The following is a 17352-nucleotide window of genomic DNA, read 5'->3' as shown; positions in this document are numbered from 1 at the left end:
TTCGTTTTTTTGACGCGTCTACAAGCGCGTTTTGTTGCTAGTGTTTTTGAACTAGCTGATCGCAGTCTAGTAGCAGAGACCTGGTACGTATATGCCGGACGTTATGGTTCTCACACCCTTTAATAAATGTTGTGATAAATAGTTCTGAATCGAGCCGTTCATGCACAAAAAAACGCCCAGGGATGGGCGTAAGGGGGAGGTGTCTTTCGAATGCGGCGGGCTAGATGATACCGGCCTTGCAAAGCGTCTCGCGTTGCTCGGGGGTAATGCCGATCTCGTCGAGCACGCTTTGGGTATGCTGACCCAGAAGCGGCGGGGCGGTGCTGGCCGACATCGTCCGGCCGTTGATGCGAATGGGGTTGGCGACCAGGTCGACACTGCCCGCCTCGGGGTGAGGCAGGGTTTGCTTGAGCCCTCGCGCCTTGACGTGGTCGTCCTCGAATACCCGGTCAAGGGTATTGATCGGCCCGCATGGCACGCCGACCTTTTCGAATTCAGCCAGCCAGTAGTCGATCGGCCAGAGCGCGATTGCCGCCTCCAAAAGCGGTACCAGCTCATCACGATGGGCCACCCGGGCACGGTTGGTGGCAAAGCGTTCGTCCTCGCAAAGAGTGGGCTGCTCGATGACCTGGCAAAAACGCCTGAACTGCTCGTCGTTGCCTACCGCCACAATGATATGTCCATCCGTGGTGGCGAATGCCTGGTAGGGCACGATATTGGGATGTGCGTTGCCCAGACGTCTGGGCACCTGATGAGAGGTGAGGTAGTTGGTGGCCTGGTTGGCCAGCACGCCCACCTGAACGTCCATGAGCGATAGATCGATATGGCAGCCTTCGCCCGTATCGCGGCGCTGATAAAGTGCCGCAAGTACCGCATTGGTGGCGTAAAGGCCGGTGAAGATATCGGTGATGGCTACCCCGACCTTGACCGGCCCGCCGCCGGGTACCTCGTCCGGCTGGCCGGTCAGGCTCATCAAGCCCCCCATCGCCTGGATCATGAAATCGTAGCCGGCGCGGTGAGCGTAGGGGCTCTGCTGGCCAAACCCGGTAATCGAGCAGTAGATCAGCCCGGGGTTGATCGCTTTCAGGCTTTCGAAGTCGAGCCCGTACTTCTTGAGGCCACCGACCTTGAAGTTCTCGATCACCACATCGGTGTCGCGCACCAGGGTTTGAATCAGCGCCTGACCTTCAGGGCGGGCCATATCCACTGTCACCGAGCGCTTGCCCCGGTTGGCGCATAGATAATAGGCCGATTCGAAACTTCCCCCGAGCCAGGGAGGGCCCCAGTGGCGCGTATCGTCGCCACCGACAGGGCGCTCGATCTTGATCACGTCGGCGCCCATGTCGGCCAGCATCTGCCCGCACCAGGGGCCGGCGAGTACGCGGGAAAGATCGAGCACCTTGATGCCTTCAAGCGGCGCTGGCGTATCGCTCATGGAAGCTCCTCATGGCTGGTGACGGTTGACGCGTGATGGATGGACGGGCCGTGACGACTTAATAGAACGCCTGCAGGCCGGTCTGGGCGCGACCTAGAATCAGTGCGTGCACGTCGTGGGTGCCTTCATAGGTGTTCACCGATTCCAGGTTCACCATGTGGCGAATCACGCCGTACTCGTCGGAGACACCGTTGCCGCCATGCATGTCCCGGGAAACCCGCGCGATGTCCAGCGCCTTGCCGCAGTTGTTGCGTTTGATCAGTGAAACCATCTCCGGTGTCCAGTTACCGCTATCCATCAAGCGGCCCACCTGAAGCGCGGCCTGAAGGCCCAGCGCAATCTCGGTCTGCATGTCGGCGAGCTTTTTCTGAATCAGCTGGTTGGCGGCCAGGGGGCGGTTGAACTGCTTGCGATCCAGGGTGTACTGACGCGCGGCGTGCCAGCAGAACTCCGCGGTGCCCATCACGCCCCAGGCAATGCCGTAGCGCGCCTTGTTCAAGCAGCCGAACGGGCCTTTCAGACCGCTGACGTTGGGCAGCAGGTTCTCTTCGGGAACGAAGGCGCCATCCAGCACGATTTCACCGGTGATCGAGGCGCGAAGAGAGACCTTGCCTTCGATTTTCGGCGTCGTGAAACCTTCCGTGCCGCGTTCGACAATGAACCCCTTGATCTGGTCTTCGTGGGCGGAGGATTTCGCCCAGACTACGGCGACATCGGCGATGGGGCTGTTGGTGATCCACATCTTGGCCCCGGTCAGGCGGTAGCCGCCATCCACTTTCTCGGCGCGGGTGATCATCGAACCCGGGTCGGAGCCGTGGTCCGGCTCGGTCAGGCCAAAGCAGCCGACCATTTCGCCGCTGGCAAGCTTGGGCAGATATTTCTTTTTCTGCTCTTCAGAGCCGTAAGCTTCGATGGGGTACATGACCAGCGAGGACTGCACGCTCATCGCCGAACGGTAGCCGGAATCGACCCGCTCCACTTCCCGGGCGATCAAGCCATAGGCGACATTGCTGACACCCGCGCCGCCGTACTCCTCGGCCACGGTGGCACCCAGAAGGCCAAGCTCGCCCATCTCGGACATGATCTCGCGGTCAAAACGCTCTTCGCGGAAGGCGCTCAGTACGCGGGGCTGGAGATTCTCCTGGCAGTAGTCATGGGCGGCGTCGCGAATCTGGCGTTCTTCGTCGGTAAGCTGCTGTTCGAGTAGTAGCGGGTCGTCCCAGTTAAAGCGTGACATGGCGAAAGCTCCTGAAGGTGATGACGCCGCGCCCGTTACCTGGGCCCACGGCGGGAATGGCAGTGCCGCCAGAGAAGGCAGGGGCCCTTCTCGTAGCGAATAGCCTCAATGTATCGCCGTTTTTTTATAATATCTACATTTTTTTAAAACGCAGACTTTAGTCGATACCCCGCGCCTTGAGGATTTCGGTGATGATCGGCACCGGCGTCATCAGGTGCTCGCGCATCATGTTCGCCGCGCGTTCGGCGTGGCGGGCCAGAATGACCTCCACCAGAGCGCTGTGCTCCTGGTGTTTGCGTTCAAGCGCCTTGGTGGACATCACCGTTTCCTTCAGCCAGAGGTGGCGATAGCGCTCTACCTGGTTGAACAGCGATTCACGCATCTGGAGAAGGTGCGGCGAGTTGCAGCCGCTGGCGATAGCGGTATGAAATGCCTGGTGGCGCTGGTCCCATTTGTCGAGCAGGTCGTCTGGCGTATCGATATCGGTGACCTTGCCAAGCCGGTGAGCGGTGGCCAGTACATCGGCCTCCCAGTCATCGCTTCCGCGTTCGATGGCAAGGCCCAGAATGAGCCCTTCAAGCTGGGCACGGGCGTCATAGATATCGTTGAGCTCGGCAAGCGACATGGGCGCCACACGATAGCCCCGCTGGCTGATGGCGACGACCAGACGGTCGGCCACCAGTTGCGAAAGCGCCTCTCTCAACGGGCCGGTACTCAAGCCGTAATGCTCTTTCAAGAGGCTCATCAGCAGTTTTTCACCCGCCTGGTAACGTCCGCGAATGATGTCGCGCTTCAAGTCACGGTAAGCGCTGATGGCAAGATTGGGCCGGGGCAGGGTGGGCTCCATCGGATCTCCTTGAGGGCGGCAGCAGACGAAAGGTCACTAACAAATAGCGGTCATTATCCTTTAATTTTAAAAATTTAGCATGATGGGTGCTATTTCAAGAGGGATTTTGACCCGCGGCGTTGCTTCAGCTCATTAGACTTAAGCATAGTGGCTCAAGCGTGCCTTTTTCGTCTTGGCTATGACACTATCGTCCCATTAATGCTGATCTCGAAACCGTGCTAACGTCACTTAAACGCTTCTTGATGTTCAAGAAGCCGTTTTGCACCGCCTTGGTTTTCAACATCAATAAAGACTCCATCAGGACAGAGGCAACGCTCATGCGAACGTTAAACTATGCAGTAGCCACCACCATGCTAGCCATGGCGCTACCCGCCAGTGCACAGCAGCTCTCGATCGCAACCGGTGGTACAGGGGGCGTTTACTACCCGATTGGCGGGGGCTTGGCCGAGATGATCAACAACCACATCGAAGGGGCCCAGGCCACCGCGGAAGTAACCGGCGCCTCGGTCGAGAACATGGGGCTTATCATGCGCGGCGATGCCGACCTTGCCACTGCCCTTGCCGATACTGTCTATCAGGCCTATACCGGCACCGGTGATTTCGAAGGACGTCAGGTCGAGAATACCCGGGCGCTGGCTTCGATCTACCCCAACGCCGTGCAACTGGTGACGCTGGCCGAGTCCGACATTCACAGCATCAGCGATCTGGCCGGCAAGCGGGTATCCGTCGGCGCGCCGGGTAGTGGTACCGAACTCAACGCCCGGGCCGTGCTCGAATCCAACGGCATCAGCTACGATGACTTTACCGCTCAGCGGCTGAACTTCAACGAAACCGCGGATGCCATTCGTGATGGCGACATCGACGCTGGCTTCTGGAGCGTCGGTCCGCCCACCAGCTCGATCATGAACCTCGCGGCCACGCGGGACATTCGCTTGATCGGTTTGTCGGACGAAGAGATTGCCAACGCCCAGGAAGAAGAGGCGGTGTTCGCGCCTTACGAGCTGGCGGCAGGGCTTTATGACGGCATGGACGAGGCAGTGCAGACCATCGGTATCCCCAACGTGCTGGTGGTCAACGCGGATATGGACGAGGAACTGGCTTACCAGTTGACCCAGCTTCTCTTCGAGCACACCGACGAGCTGATCGCCGTGCACCCGGCGGCCAACGACACCACCGTGGAGTTCACCATGGAGTCCACGCCGGTACCGCTGCACCCGGGCGCCATTCGCTACTTCGAAGAGACCGGTGCCGATATTCCCGATCGTCTTCGCCCGTAAGCGCTCGAGAGGCGTTTCATCATGCAGTGGTTTCTCCTACCGCTGATAACGCTTTCGCTGTTGGCATTACCGCGCGCCGACGCCTGGGGACAGGCGTCGGCGCGTTTGACTGTCACAAGCGATGCAGGCGAAGTGCTCCTCGATGAGCCGGCACCCGATGAAAGCCGCTGGTGCGTGGCGTGGAATCACTCGGTCGCCCACTTCACCGTGCTGGACTGTTACCAGAACCGGCACGGCCAGATGCATCTTGAGCGCAGCCACCAGCCCGATTTTGCGGCAGGCCTGGGTCATATTGCCGGACGGGGAGAGCAGGTCTCCGATGGTGAAGGCGGCTACTGGATCAACGCCATCGACGAACCCGTCACCGATAACCGCTACGTGCTGCGGGTGGGGGCGCCTTTGGTGAATCACCGGGTGGTCTGGCCCGGCGGTGAACATGCCTTGGTCAGCCTGAGCGCGCGCGCCGCGGGTGAGCGCGTCACTATCGAGCTTGTAAGCCCTTGAGCCTTCGGCTCTTACTATTAAAACGATTGTTAAAACGACTGTCTTGTTACTTCCAGCTCCCTAACGCTTCTGAGGACTCCATGAGCGAACCCACTCAACCGTCCGTGATCATGCCCGGCGCCAACGCGGCGCAGCCCCGGCTGGTGCTCTGGGCGATCACGCTTGTCGCGGTCGCCCTCTCCCTGTTTCAACTCTACTCCGCGGGCATCCAGCCCCTGGGGCTTTTCTATCAGCGAAGCATCCATCTGGCGCTGATCATGCTGTTGGCATTTCTGATGTTTCCCGTCTTTGGGCCTACGCGCAAGCGCGGTGTGCTGGGCTGGGCGATCGACGCGGTGTTTTTCGCCGGGGCGTTGGTCACCGGTGGCTATCTGGTCCTTTTCCTGGATGACATCATCAATCGGGCCGGGTTCTGGAGCCAGACCGATATCACCGTGGCCATCATTGCCACGGTCACGGTACTGGAGGCCAGCCGCCGCGCGGTAGGCCTGGGCATGACCATCATCGGCCTGATCGCGATCATCTATGCCCTGGCCGGCCCTCGCGGCGAGCTTCCCTGGATAGGCGAGTGGCTGCCGGGCATTCTGTCCCACCGGGGGTACACCCTGGATCGGGTGGCGGGTCAGCTCTATCTCGGTCAGGAGGGGATCTTTGGCCTGCCGCTGGGCGTGGCGGCTACCTACATCTTCATCTTCGTGCTCTTCGGGGCCTTTCTGGAAAGCACCGGCGCTGGCAAGTTCTTCATCGATATGGCTTACTCGGCGACCGGGCGTCAGCGCGGTGGCCCGGCCAAGGCAGCGGTACTCGCCTCGGCGGGGATGGGCTCTATTTCCGGTAGTGCGATTGCCAACGTGGTCACCACCGGCGCCTTTACCATTCCGCTGATGAAAAAGCTCGGCTACAAGCCCAAGCAGGCCGGCGGCATCGAGGCCGCGGCCTCGACCGGCGGGCAGATCATGCCGCCGCTGATGGGGGCCGGTGCCTTTCTGATTGCCGAGTACACCAATACGCCGTACCTGGAGATCGTCAAGATCAGCATCCTGCCGGCGATCATGTACTTCGCCACGGTGTATCTGTTCGTGCACATCATCGCGCTCAAGCAGGGCATGCAGGGCATGCCGCGAAGCGAGCTGCCCAAGATGCGCCAGGTCATGAAGGAGGGCTGGCACTTCCTGCTGCCGCTGGCGGTGCTGGTGTGGCTTCTGGTCATGAACCTGTCACCCATGCGCGTAGGCTATTACGCGGTATTGACCATGGTGGCCGTGGCGGTGATTCGCTACGCGCTCTGGTACTTCTTCGTGGCACCCGGTCAGGGTCAGCCGGTGACGGCAGAGCGTACGAAAGGGGTGATCTGGGCCGGGCTGGTGAAACTGGTCGAGGGCCTCGAGCTTGGCGCGCGCAACGCCGTGGCGGTCTCCATGGCCTGCGCCGTGGCCGGCATCATCGTCGGCGTGGTGGGACTGACGGGCCTGGGGCTCAAGTTTTCCTCGATGATGCTCGCCTTCTCCGGTGGCAACCTGGTGCTGGCACTGGTCATGGTGCTGCTGGCAAGTCTGGTACTGGGCATGGGGCTGCCCGTGACGGCCAGCTACATCGTGTTGATCGTGCTGGTCGGCCCGGCGCTGACCTCCGAGTTTGGCGTGCCGCTTCTGATCGCGCATCTGGTGGTGTTCTGGTACTCCCAGGACTCCAACGTGACCCCACCCATCGCGCTTGCCGGTTTTGCCGGGGCGGCCATTGCGGGCAGCAAGCCGATGGAAACCGGCTTTCAGGCCTGGAAATTCGCCAAGGGGCTTTACCTGATTCCGCTTTTCATGGTCTTCAACCCGGAGATTATCGTGGGCGGGCCGGTACCGGTCGTGATCTGGAACGCGGTCATCGCGATCTTCGCGCTCTGCGCCTTTGCCGCCTCGCTTGAGGGCTATCTCTTTACGCGCATGTCGTGGCTACCGCGCCTGGCCATCGGGGCGGCGATCTTCGGCGTCTTTTATCCCAGCCTCTGGACCGAACTTGCCGGTGTGGTGGTCATGGTGGTCATCATTGGCGCCAACTACCTGGCCAGCCGACGCGAACAGACGCCGCTGCCCCAGGCGTAATCTTCACCACGGCCTGGAGGTCATTCATAAAAAAGCCCGGAACAGTGTTCCGGGCTTTTGCGTTCAAGAGATGCAGCTTTTAGCCATGACTGTCTAGAAGATCGACTCCGCCGCGCCCGACCCCTGGGAGCCGCTGGCTTCTTCAAGCTCGCGGCTAATGGTGCGAGCCTGATAGGAAGGCAGGCGCCCCTCCTGGAAGAGCTCGACGACGCCCCCGGGCTGGTTATCGTAAAGGCGGCGGCCGCTATCCGGGTCGACACGGGCGGTCACGACCGTGGCAGGACGTTCCGGCAGGGCTGACGGCGTTCCTTCAAGCGCCTCACCCATGAAATCGATCCAGATGGGCAGTGCTGCGCTGGCGCCGTATTCGGCGGTGGTTTCGTTGCTGTCCTTGCCCACCCAGACGGTGGTGACCAGGTCGCTGTTGAAGCCGGCAAACCAGGCATCGCGCTGGTTGTTGGTGGTGCCGGTCTTGCCCACGATATCGTCGCGGTTCAGGCTGAGCGCGGCGCGCCCGGTGCCGGAGGTGATGACATCGCGCAGCATGTCACGCAGGATATAGACCGCCGCCGGGTCGGCTACGCGCCGGGCCACCGGGTATTCCTTGCCGTCGATCTCGACGCTTTGCTGACCCTCGGCGCAGCTGGCACAGGCAATCTGCGGGGTCGCCTCATCGAGAATCTCGTTGTCATCATTACGCGTGACGCGTTCGATGAACCAGGGCGCGACCTGGAAGCCGCCGTTGGCGATGACCGCGTAGGCGTTGGTCATTTCCATGGGCGTCAGGCTGGCGCTACCCAGCGCCAGCGAAAGTCCCCGGGGCAGACGGTCAATCGAAAACCCGAACCCTTCCAGATAATTGATGGTCGGATTGACCCCCATCGCCTGCAGCACGCGAATGGTCACCAGGTTGCGCGAACGGGCAAGCGCCGGGCGCAGACGCATCGGGCCCTGGAAGTCGCGGCTGGAGTTGACCGGACGCCAAAGCGAGTTGCTGCCGTCATCCACGACCAAAGGCGCGTCGTTGACCACGCTCGCGGCGGTCATGTCGCCATCATCGAGGGCCGCCAGATAGATGAACGGCTTGAAGATCGAGCCCGACTGGCGCTGGGCCTGAATGGCACGATTGAACTTGCTGGCATTGAAATCGAACCCGCCCTGCAACGCCAGAATCGCGCCGGTACGCGGGTCCTGGGCCACCAGCGAGCCTTCGACATCCGGGCGCTGGGAAAGCCTGAGCGCGCCGTCGGTGTCCGCCACGACGCGAATCAGATCCCCGCGTACGGCGATCTGGTCGGCGCTGGTCGGCTCACCACCCCGGCTGCGCGGGCTTTGGTAGGCGCGTGCCCACTCAAGGCCGTCCCAGGCAATCGTGCGAAGCTCCCGGTCCCGGGTCAGTACCTGCATTTCCCGGCCGCTGCTGCGCACGACGATGGCGGGCTGTAGAAGACCGTAGTTGGGGGTACGTTCGAGTACCTGCAGCCAGTTGGAGACGTCGCCTTCGATCCCTTCGATCTCGGTCTGGCTACGCTCGGCCGCCTGGCGCGCGGTCTGGCGAATTTCCGGCGATTCGGACAGCTCCTCCTCCAGGCCCTGAGTGGTCGTCTGTTCCTGAGCTTCCACCAGACTGGCGGCAATGTCGCGCTGCTCCGGTCCGCGCCAGCCGTGGCGCCGGTCGTAGGCAATCAAACCATTGGCCAGCGCATTGCGGGCGGCGGGTTGAAGCTCGCTGTCGATGGTGGTGTAGATCCGGTAGCCGCCGGTATAAGCGGTGTCGCCAAAGCGCTCGACGGCGTACTGACGCGCCATTTCGGAAACATATGAGGCATCCACCTCGGTTTGCGTGTAATGGCGGCGCGCCGTGACCGGATCCTGAACCGAGGCCTGGTAAGCATCGTTGTCGATGTAGCCAAGCTCGCGCATGCGAAACAGAATCCAGTTACGCCGAATCAGCGAACGTTCGGAGTTGGCCAGCGGGTTGAAGGCCGATGGGGCCTTGGGCAGCCCGGCGATCATCGCGGTTTCGGCAAGCGTTAACTCGGAAAGCGGCCGGTCATAGTAGGTTTCTGCCGCCGTGGCGATACCGTAGGCGCGGTTGCCCAGAAAGATCTTGTTCACGTAGAGCTCGAAGATCTGCTCTTTGGAGAGCACCTGCTCCATCTGCAGCGCCAGCAGAATTTCACGGATTTTACGCGTGAAGGTCTGATCCAGCGTCAGCATGTAGTTACGCGCGACCTGCATGGTGATGGTGGAGCCGCCGGACTGAATGGAGCCACCGCTTTGGGCAAGCTCGACCGCTGCCCGGGCGAGCCCGCGCGGGTCGACGCCTGCGTGCTCGAAAAAGCTCGAGTCCTCGGCGGCGATCAGCGCTTTGATCATGTCCTGGGGGATTTCATCGAAATCCACTACCATGCGGCGTTCTTCGCCAAACTCCCCGATCAGTCGACCGTCGTTGGTAAAGATACGAAGCGGGGTATGGAGTTCGAAATTCTGCAGCTGGCGAACGTCGGGAAGCCCCGGAGAGAAGTAGATCGCAGCGCCTACCACTGCCAACACCGCCGCGCCCACCAGGGCCGCCACCAGCGAAAACAGTGAAAGGATAAGGGTTCGGAAAAACGTCATGAACAGAGGGCACCCGTGGGAAGAAGATAAGTACGGCGTCCAGCCGGCCGCATTGCGCAATTGGCAGCCATTATAAGAAGCCAATGCGGCGGCCACCAGTGTTGATATGCTTAGATTGCCTTAACGTGTGACACCACTGAAAATAATGTAATCTCGCTACACGCACGATTAACGGTAAAGGCAAACGTAACCACATGCGCTTATTAAAACCCGAGAAAGGGTTGATCGGGGTGGATATCACCTCGGCCACCGTTAAGCTTCTAGAGCTTAAACAGACAGATAACAACTATCAGGTGGAAAGTTACGCCGTGCGCCCGCTAAGAGAAGGGGCCGTGGTGGAACGCCGCATTCGTGATATCAACGACGTGGCGCGGGTCTTGAGAAACGCCGTCGAGCACGCCAACCCCTCCACGCGTAAGGCGGCGGTCGCCTTGCCGGCCAGTGCGGCCATCACCAAGACCCTGAGCTTTCCCGTCTCGCTTTGCGAGGATGAGATCGAGGCACGAATCATCGAATCGTCCGATCGACATATCCCCTTTCCGTTCAACGAAGTGGCCTTTGATTTTCAATGTCTGGGGCCGGCCGCCTTTGATGAAAGTCAGCAACAGGTAGTGTTGGTGGCGTGTCGTCAGCGTGATGTCAGCCAGTTGACCGATACGCTGGTGCAGGCGGGCCTGGAGCCTGCCGCGGTCGATGTGGAAACCTTTGCCGTGGAGCGCTCCTTTGCCGAACTCAAGCGTCAGCTAAGCGTGGGCGATGACCCATCGACCTGCGTGGCGCTGGTGGATCTGGGTGCCAACATGAATGCGTTTCACGTGCTGCAGGGCGGTCGCATCGTCTACAGCCGGGATACGGTATTTGGCGGGCGCCAGCTTACCGATGCCATTCGCGAGCGCTTTGGTCTGAGTAACGAGGAGGCGGGCTTTGCCAAAAAGCGGGGCGGCCTGCCCGAGGACTATCAAGAGAGTGTTTTAAATCCGTTTCTGGATACCGTGTTGCAACAGGTAGAGCGCTCGCTTCAGCTTTACTATACCGCCGGGCGTAAACAGCGGGTGGAGCACCTTGTGCTGGCCGGCGGTTCAAGCGTCATTCCCGGGCTTGCCGAACGTATTGCCAAGGACATCGGCCTTGCAGTGACCCTGGCCAACCCCTTCCAGCGCATGAAGGTCAACAAGCGCTTGAATATCGAAGGTTTGACCAGCGATGCGCCGGCCATGCTGACCGCCGGCGGGCTTGCCATGAAGGTGAGCCAATGAGTATCAACATCAACCTGCTGCCCTGGCGCGATGCGCGTCGGGAAAAGCGCACACGTCGTTTTTATCACGTGCTGCTCGTCGCCCTGGTGGCGGGGGGGCTGTTGGCGCTGGGTGTGGCGGCCATCTACCAGCAGGAGCTGGACCAGCAGAAGATGCGCAATGCCTACATTACCCGCCACATCGAGATACTCGAGCGGGAAATCAGTAACGTGGAGCGCTATCAGGAGAGCGCCACTCAGTTGAGTACGCAGCTTGAACTGTTCAGAACGCTGCAAAGCGAGCGCACCGATACCGTGGAGCTTTTCAACGCCTTGGCAGCGAGCTTGACCGAAGGGGTGGTCTACGAGCAGTTGAGCCGTGAAGGCGGGCAGGTTCGCGTGACTGCCACGGCCAACGATGAGCGTCAGGTCTCCGAGCAGCTTCGCCGGATCGCCCGCATGCCGGGCCTGGCGGTGCCGGTGCTTTCGGAAGTGACCAGCGCCCCGGATCAGCAAGGGCGGCTTTTCAGGTTTGAGGTAACTCAGGCCCTGCATGCGGCAGGCGATGAGGAGATTGCCCAATGATGACCCGACTCCAGATGCGACGGGAGTGGCAGCGCCTGAAAGATGTCGACGTACAGGCTCTTGATCTTAAAGAGGCCGGCGAGTGGCCCATATTTTTCAAGGCAGTATGCGTTGCCCTCGTGTTTGCCCTGGCCTTCGGTGGACTCGCATGGTGGCAGGTGAGCGACAAGCGCGCCAAGCTCGCCGAGGAGCAGCGCGAGGAGGCGCGCCTTTTGAGCGAATATCGGGTAAAGGCCTCGGAAGTGGCCATGCTGCCCGATGTGCAAAATCAGCTGACCACGCTGGGCGAGCAGATCAGCCGGATGCGCGCCATGCTGCCCACCAGCGCCGAGATTCCGACGTTACTGGACAGCATCAGCGATGCCGCGGTGGATAACCGTTTGTCGATCGAGGTGATTCGTCTGCGCGCTACCGTGAGCAACGAACACTATATCGAGCACCCGCTGGATATTCAGGTGCGCGGGGGGTACCACCAGCTGGCCCGCTTTGCAGCCGATATCAGCCAGCTTGCCCGTATCGTTACCCAGCACGACCTGACCATTACGCCGGTCGAGGCACAAGGCGATATGCTGAGGCTCTCTCTGGTCGCCCGCACTTATAGCTATATCGATGATCTTCCAGACGCGGAGGGCACGCCATGAAACCGGGCCGCTTGCTCGCGCTAGTCCTGGTAGGAGCACTTTCAGGCTGTAGCGACGCCAATCTCGATCAGCTCGACGCCACGCTGGCCGGTATCCGGCGCGCGCCGAGCAGTCAGGCGTCGCTTGCCATCGAGTCCTTTCCCGCCGCCGAAGTTTTAAACTACCAATATAGCGACTCGCGCAGCCCGTTTTTGGCGTCTGAGCGCCTGGCCGGGGGTAATACAATCGATACGCGCAATAGCGCATTCGCCCCGGACACCCAGCGCGCTCTGGAACCGCTGGAAGCCTTCCCGCTCCCGTCGCTGCGTCTGGTGGGCACCTTGCAGATGGGCGGTCAGCGGGTAGCGCTGATTGCCACGCCCGACGGCAGTGTCGTGAGCGTGCGCGAAGGCAATCACATGGGAAGCAATTACGGAGAGATCACGCAAATCACGCGCGACGAAGTAAGCCTGCTCGAACGCATCTTCAACGAGCGGGAGGGCTGGCAGGAGAGCCCGGCTGCGCTCTCGCTGCAGCCCTGATGGCTTCAAGGCAGCGTCAGATGAGGGCCTGCCAAGACCCTGGCTCGTAGCCATCATCGCGCTTTCCGAACGTATCGCTCCTAACACTATCGCTAGACAGACTTTTACCCGGATCCCATTTTATGGTTACCACCGTCCGCTCTATCGCGCTTTTGCTGCTGGCCTTCGTACCCGGTGTGGCCGGCGCCTCGCTTCTGACCGATATTCAGGTACGCCAGGCCCCGCATGGAGAGGTGGAGCTTGTGCTCTCCTTCGACGGCTCGCCTGCCGAGCTCACCGGGTACGCCCTGGAGGCGCCGCCTCGCCTGGCGCTGGATCTGGCCAATACCCAAAGCGGCCTGGCCAGTCGAAGCCTGGCGGTCAACCGCGATGGTGTGGAGCGGGTCACGGCCATTGAAGGCGGCGGGCGCACGCGGCTGATCGTCGATCTGCAAGGCGCTCACGCGTTTCGCTCCATCGCCTCCAGCGATCGGTTAAGCGTCTTTCTGACTCCCGATGGGGCGGGCGTGCAAGCGCCGGGCGTCGCCACGCCTGCGGCCAGCATCGCTGCGCGTGCGTCCGAGCCCGCCGCCGGGCCGCAGATCGAGAATATCGACTTTCGCCGTGGCGCCAATGGCGCCGGGCGTTTGCTGGTCACCTTTTCCCAAAGCGGGGTGACGGCGAACGTCGAGGAGGCGGGAGGCGGCGTGGTGCTTGCCCGCCTGGGCGGGGTAACGCTTCCTGACTCGCTCGACCAGATTCTGGATGTCACCGACTTTGCCACTCCCATCGATCGCATCACTCCGCGCACCACGGCCCAGGGGGTTCAGCTCGAGCTACAGACCCAAGGCCCCTACGCCATGCTCTCCTCTCAGAGCGGGCGGGTACTGACAGTGGATGTCGAGCCCGTTACCGACCCCGGCGGCTCGTTGGCCCAGCGCGCCGAAGAGCGATTTACCGGCGACCGACTGAGCCTGAATTTTCAGGATATCGAGGTGCGCTCGGTGCTGGCCACGCTTGCCGAGTTTACCGGTCTGAATCTGGTGGCAAGCGACAGCGTGACCGGGCGGGTAACGCTGAACCTGAACGACGTGCCCTGGGATCAGGCGCTGGCGCTGATTCTGCAAAGCCAGGGACTTTCCAGTCGTGAGCAGGGCAACGTGATCGTCATTGCCCCGGCCGGCGAGCTTGCCGATATCGAGCGCCAGGAGATCGAGTCGCGTAACCAGCGCCAGACGCTCACCCCGCTGGTTACCGAGTTCATCGAAGTGCGTTACGCCCGGGCGGAGGATTTCGCTCAGCTTCTGCGCGGCGGCGAAGGCTTTGGGCTGTTGACCGACCGGGGGCGGGTGAGTGTGGACCAGCGCACCAATACGCTTTTGGTGCAGGACACCGCTGACCAGATTCGCGACATCGTGGCCACGCTCGACCGGCTGGACGTCGCCGTGCGCCAGGTACAGATCGAGGCGCGTATCGTCATCGCCCGAGATACCGCCTCCCGGGAGCTGGGGATCAACTGGGGGGCATCGAGCACCCGTGGCTTTCAGCTGGCAGGCGATGGCAGCGGTCAATACCTCCGGCGCGATATCAACCCGGGCGGCATCAACCGTGCCCAGGGCGGGCTTGCAGTCGACCTGGGGCCTGGGGCGGTGGCCGGCTCTGGGTTCAGTTTCGGGTATCTTTCCGGGGACGTGCTCCTGGATCTCGAACTCAGAGCGCTCGAGAGCGAAGGCAAGAGTCAGACGATCTCCCAGCCGCGTATCATCACCGCCAACCAGCGTACCGCCACCATTCGCCAGGGCGAGGAGCGGGCGTTTCAAAGTGTGGATGTGCAGGGCAACCCGGATACCCAGTTCAAGGAGGCCGAGCTTTCCCTGGAGGTGACCCCGCAGATTACCCCGGATAACCGCATCATCATGGATCTGGTGATCAAGAACGACAGCTTCCGAGAGAGCGAATTCGGCGGCGAACCGCCCATCGATACCAATCAGATCGAAACCCAGGTACTGGTAGATAATGGCCAGACCGTGGTATTAGGAGGTATTTTAACCACCGAACAGCTCAGCCAGATTGCCAAGACGCCGCTTTTGGGTGATCTCCCCGTACTGGGACGGCTATTTCGCTACACCCAGGAGAGCAATGAGAAGGTAGAGCTGTTAGTGTTTATTACTCCACGACTACTTGATGATGGTTTGGCGGTTCGCTGATGCAGGATTTACCCAACCTTTTTTTAGTTGGCCCCATGGGGGCCGGCAAGAGTACCATCGGCCGATTACTGGCCGCCCAGCTTTCACGCACCTTTTACGACAGCGACCACGTCATACAGGATCGCTGCGGTGCGGATATTCCCTGGATTTTCGACGTCGAGGGTGAACTCGGTTTTCGCCTGCGCGAAGCCCAGATGATCAATGAGCTGACCCGGTTGCGCGGCGTGGTGCTGGCTACCGGCGGCGGGGCAGTGTTGCGCGAAGAGAACCGCCGGGCGCTGCGCGAGCGCGGCACGGTGATCTATCTGCAGACCACCGTCGAGCAGCAGCTCAAGCGTACCGCCCGGGATCGAAACCGCCCGCTCTTGCAGTGCGTTGATCGTGAGCAGGTGCTCAACGACATGTTTGCCGCCCGCGACCCGCTCTACCGTGCCACATCCGACATTACCGTGCGCACCGACCGGCGAAGCCCCCGGGCCGTGGTGAACGATATCCTGCGCCGAGCCCGGCAACTGGCCGACCCGCTTGAAAATGCCGCCTCACTCGATTCCAAGGTATCGCCATGACTGCAAGTGCCAAGCGCACCCTGAACGTGGAACTGGGGGAGCGCAGCTACCCCATTCATATCGGCAGCGGCTTGATCAATGAGCCCGATGTCTTGCGGCCTTATATCGCAGGCAGCCAGGTGATGGTGGTCACCAATGACACCGTGGCGCCGCTTTATCTGGATACGCTGTGCCGGAGCTTGCCCGAGGGGCTTGACGTTCACACGCTGGTGCTGCCCGACGGCGAGCAGTACAAACGCATCGAGCAGGTCGAGCGCATCTGGGATGCACTGTTGAACGCCGGCTTCAACCGTCGCTGCACACTGGTGGCCCTCGGTGGCGGGGTGATCGGCGATATGGTCGGCTTCGCCGCCGCCGCCTACCAGCGTGGCGTGGCCTTCATTCAGGTGCCTACCACGCTGCTCTCCCAGGTGGACTCCTCGGTGGGCGGCAAGACCGGCGTCAACCACCCGCTGGGCAAGAACATGATCGGCGCCTTTCATCAGCCCAAAGCGGTAGTGGTGGATACCGACACGCTGGCATCGCTGCCCGAGCGCGAGCTGTCAGCGGGGCTTGCCGAGGTGCTCAAGTACGGTCTGATACGCGATGAAGCGTTCTTGAGCTGGCTCGAGAAGCATATGGCCGACCTTCGCAAGGTGGAACCCGAGGCGATCAGCGAGGCCATTGCCCAAAGCTGCCAGATCAAGGCCGATATCGTCGCGGACGATGAAACCGAGCAAGGGGTACGCGCACTCTTGAATCTGGGTCATACCTTCGGCCACGCCATCGAGGCGCATCAAGGTTACGGCCAGTGGCTGCACGGCGAAGCGGTGGGCGCGGGAATGGCCATGGCGGCCACGCTCTCTCATACGCTTGGCATGATCAGCAAGGCGGATCTTGACCGTGTCGAGGCGGTGATCGAAAGTGCCGGGCTGCCCTTGGCGGCGCCCAGAGATATGAGCACCGAGGATTTTCTCGGCCGAATGCGCCTGGACAAGAAAAATATCGATACGCGACTTCGTCTGATACTGCTGACCTCCATCGGCAAGGGCATGCTCAGCGATCAGACCCCGCCGGACATCCTGAAGACCTTGCTGGAAGGCTATCCACGGCGTGACTTGAACCGGTAGACCCGTTCATCCCTGCTGAGTCGATTTCGATACCCGCCTGCTGGCGGGTATCTGTTTTTCAGGCGCCGGTTCTCGGTGCATTTTCGTATGCTCGTGTTCAAGTGCCCGCTCTCGAGCCACGCAGGCAGGAGGAATATGTGATAATCGGTATGCCGTATGCACCATCGGCATGGCTTGACGCCGTTTTATTAGACTAAAGTCTATGTGCCACATGGCGCTATTCGATCTACTCGATTTTTCCAGGTAAGTGATTGACCGGCCTATGTTTTTTGTCGACAACCAATTGCAAATGCAGGATTTGCCAAGAGTTTTGAGGTTATTGGGGCTTTCAGGCGATTGCGCAGGGAGGGGGCGAGTGGCTATGCTGAGCGGCCATTTTCTTGTGGCAGCGAAGGCAAAAGAGCACTTGTCTCAGGCGGGAAACTAGAAACCAGATAAAAAGAAAACCTGCCATTAAAGCATAAGATCGCTGTCAGTAAAATACCTTGACTA

14 protein-coding genes are annotated in these 17352 nt (G+C 60.9%); 10 read left to right on the top strand and 4 right to left on the bottom strand.

Translation table 11 applies throughout. From position 1 onward, the window contains the following. Positions 1-220: 220 nt before the first annotated feature. From ACWF8S_RS13595 to csiR, 3 genes are all read right to left on the bottom strand, one after another. Positions 221-1435 carry a CaiB/BaiF CoA transferase family protein gene (locus tag ACWF8S_RS13595; RefSeq protein WP_447553893.1) on the bottom strand — a complete coding sequence of 405 codons (1215 nt, stop codon included), beginning with the start codon at positions 1433-1435 and terminating at the stop codon, positions 221-223. A 58-nt stretch (positions 1436-1493) separates the two neighbouring features. Then, the gene (locus tag ACWF8S_RS13590) at positions 1494-2672 is read right to left on the bottom strand and encodes an acyl-CoA dehydrogenase (protein ID WP_447553892.1); all 1179 of its coding nucleotides are present in this window, start codon (positions 2670-2672) and stop codon (positions 1494-1496) included. Positions 2673-2829: 157 nt separating this feature from the next. Beyond that, positions 2830-3519, bottom strand: coding sequence for a DNA-binding transcriptional regulator CsiR (gene csiR, locus ACWF8S_RS13585; RefSeq protein ID WP_447553890.1), 690 nt, complete (start codon positions 3517-3519; stop codon positions 2830-2832). A gap of 317 nt (positions 3520-3836) precedes the next feature. Between csiR and ACWF8S_RS13580 the strand changes: the two genes are divergently transcribed. From ACWF8S_RS13580 to ACWF8S_RS13570, 3 genes are all read left to right on the top strand, one after another. Beyond that, entirely contained in the window at positions 3837-4796 is a 960-nt protein-coding gene (locus tag ACWF8S_RS13580) for a TAXI family TRAP transporter solute-binding subunit (RefSeq protein WP_447553889.1), read from the top strand. A gap of 21 nt (positions 4797-4817) precedes the next feature. Then, positions 4818-5300 (top strand): DUF1850 domain-containing protein, encoded by a 483-nt coding sequence (locus ACWF8S_RS13575; protein WP_447553887.1) that lies wholly within the window; start codon positions 4818-4820, stop codon positions 5298-5300. Between the two features lie 80 nt (positions 5301-5380). After that, a complete protein-coding gene (locus tag ACWF8S_RS13570) occupies positions 5381-7396 on the top strand; it encodes a TRAP transporter permease (RefSeq protein WP_447553885.1) in 2016 nt (671 codons plus the stop codon). A 93-nt stretch (positions 7397-7489) separates the two neighbouring features. On the opposite strand, the gene ACWF8S_RS13565 is transcribed toward ACWF8S_RS13570, so the two are convergent. Further along, on the bottom strand, positions 7490-10018 hold the full coding sequence (locus ACWF8S_RS13565; protein WP_447553884.1) for a penicillin-binding protein 1A: 2529 nt from the start codon (positions 10016-10018) through the stop codon (positions 7490-7492). Positions 10019-10212: 194 nt separating this feature from the next. Here ACWF8S_RS13565 and pilM point away from each other — a divergent pair, with 194 nt between their 5' ends. The 7 genes from pilM to aroB all read left to right on the top strand — a co-directional run bounded on the left by pilM (position 10213) and on the right by aroB (position 16860). After that, positions 10213-11274 carry a type IV pilus assembly protein PilM gene (gene pilM / locus ACWF8S_RS13560; RefSeq protein WP_447553883.1) on the top strand — a complete coding sequence of 354 codons (1062 nt, stop codon included), beginning with the start codon at positions 10213-10215 and terminating at the stop codon, positions 11272-11274. Beyond that, entirely contained in the window at positions 11271-11837 is a 567-nt protein-coding gene (locus tag ACWF8S_RS13555; RefSeq protein ID WP_447553882.1) for a PilN domain-containing protein, read from the top strand. Before pilM ends, ACWF8S_RS13555 begins: the two co-directional genes overlap by 4 nt. Further along, positions 11834-12478 (top strand): type 4a pilus biogenesis protein PilO, encoded by a 645-nt coding sequence (locus tag ACWF8S_RS13550; protein ID WP_447553881.1) that lies wholly within the window; start codon positions 11834-11836, stop codon positions 12476-12478. The genes ACWF8S_RS13555 and ACWF8S_RS13550 overlap by 4 nt, the downstream gene beginning before the upstream one ends. After that, complete coding sequence (locus tag ACWF8S_RS13545) at positions 12475-12999, top strand: pilus assembly protein PilP (protein ID WP_447553880.1); 525 nt, start codon at positions 12475-12477, stop codon at positions 12997-12999. The genes ACWF8S_RS13550 and ACWF8S_RS13545 overlap by 4 nt, the downstream gene beginning before the upstream one ends. Positions 13000-13121: 122 nt before the next feature. After that, on the top strand, positions 13122-15185 hold the full coding sequence (gene pilQ / locus ACWF8S_RS13540; RefSeq protein WP_447553879.1) for a type IV pilus secretin PilQ: 2064 nt from the start codon (positions 13122-13124) through the stop codon (positions 15183-15185). Continuing rightward, complete coding sequence (gene aroK / locus ACWF8S_RS13535) at positions 15185-15751, top strand: shikimate kinase AroK (protein WP_447553878.1); 567 nt, start codon at positions 15185-15187, stop codon at positions 15749-15751. Before pilQ ends, aroK begins: the two co-directional genes overlap by 1 nt. Further along, positions 15748-16860 (top strand): 3-dehydroquinate synthase, encoded by a 1113-nt coding sequence (gene aroB, locus ACWF8S_RS13530; RefSeq protein WP_447553877.1) that lies wholly within the window; start codon positions 15748-15750, stop codon positions 16858-16860. Before aroK ends, aroB begins: the two co-directional genes overlap by 4 nt. Positions 16861-17352: the final 492 nt, after the last annotated feature.

The sequence above is a fragment of the Vreelandella xerophytica genome, assembly GCF_968048975.1.
The sequence above is the reverse complement of the archived record's forward strand: the minus strand, read 5'-3'. Positions and strand labels throughout refer to the sequence as shown.

Coding starts and splice junctions, on each gene's coding strand:
- ACWF8S_RS13595 (WP_447553893.1), bottom strand. CDS start 1,435: ATGAGCGATACGCCAGCGCCGCTTGAAGGCATCAAGGTGCTCGATCTT.
- ACWF8S_RS13590 (WP_447553892.1), bottom strand. CDS start 2,672: ATGTCACGCTTTAACTGGGACGACCCGCTACTACTCGAACAGCAGCTT.
- csiR (WP_447553890.1), bottom strand. CDS start 3,519: ATGGAGCCCACCCTGCCCCGGCCCAATCTTGCCATCAGCGCTTACCGT.
- ACWF8S_RS13580 (WP_447553889.1), top strand. CDS start 3,837: ATGCGAACGTTAAACTATGCAGTAGCCACCACCATGCTAGCCATGGCG.
- ACWF8S_RS13575 (WP_447553887.1), top strand. CDS start 4,818: ATGCAGTGGTTTCTCCTACCGCTGATAACGCTTTCGCTGTTGGCATTA.
- ACWF8S_RS13570 (WP_447553885.1), top strand. CDS start 5,381: ATGAGCGAACCCACTCAACCGTCCGTGATCATGCCCGGCGCCAACGCG.
- ACWF8S_RS13565 (WP_447553884.1), bottom strand. CDS start 10,018: ATGACGTTTTTCCGAACCCTTATCCTTTCACTGTTTTCGCTGGTGGCG.
- pilM (WP_447553883.1), top strand. CDS start 10,213: ATGCGCTTATTAAAACCCGAGAAAGGGTTGATCGGGGTGGATATCACC.
- ACWF8S_RS13555 (WP_447553882.1), top strand. CDS start 11,271: ATGAGTATCAACATCAACCTGCTGCCCTGGCGCGATGCGCGTCGGGAA.
- ACWF8S_RS13550 (WP_447553881.1), top strand. CDS start 11,834: ATGATGACCCGACTCCAGATGCGACGGGAGTGGCAGCGCCTGAAAGAT.
- ACWF8S_RS13545 (WP_447553880.1), top strand. CDS start 12,475: ATGAAACCGGGCCGCTTGCTCGCGCTAGTCCTGGTAGGAGCACTTTCA.
- pilQ (WP_447553879.1), top strand. CDS start 13,122: ATGGTTACCACCGTCCGCTCTATCGCGCTTTTGCTGCTGGCCTTCGTA.
- aroK (WP_447553878.1), top strand. CDS start 15,185: ATGCAGGATTTACCCAACCTTTTTTTAGTTGGCCCCATGGGGGCCGGC.
- aroB (WP_447553877.1), top strand. CDS start 15,748: ATGACTGCAAGTGCCAAGCGCACCCTGAACGTGGAACTGGGGGAGCGC.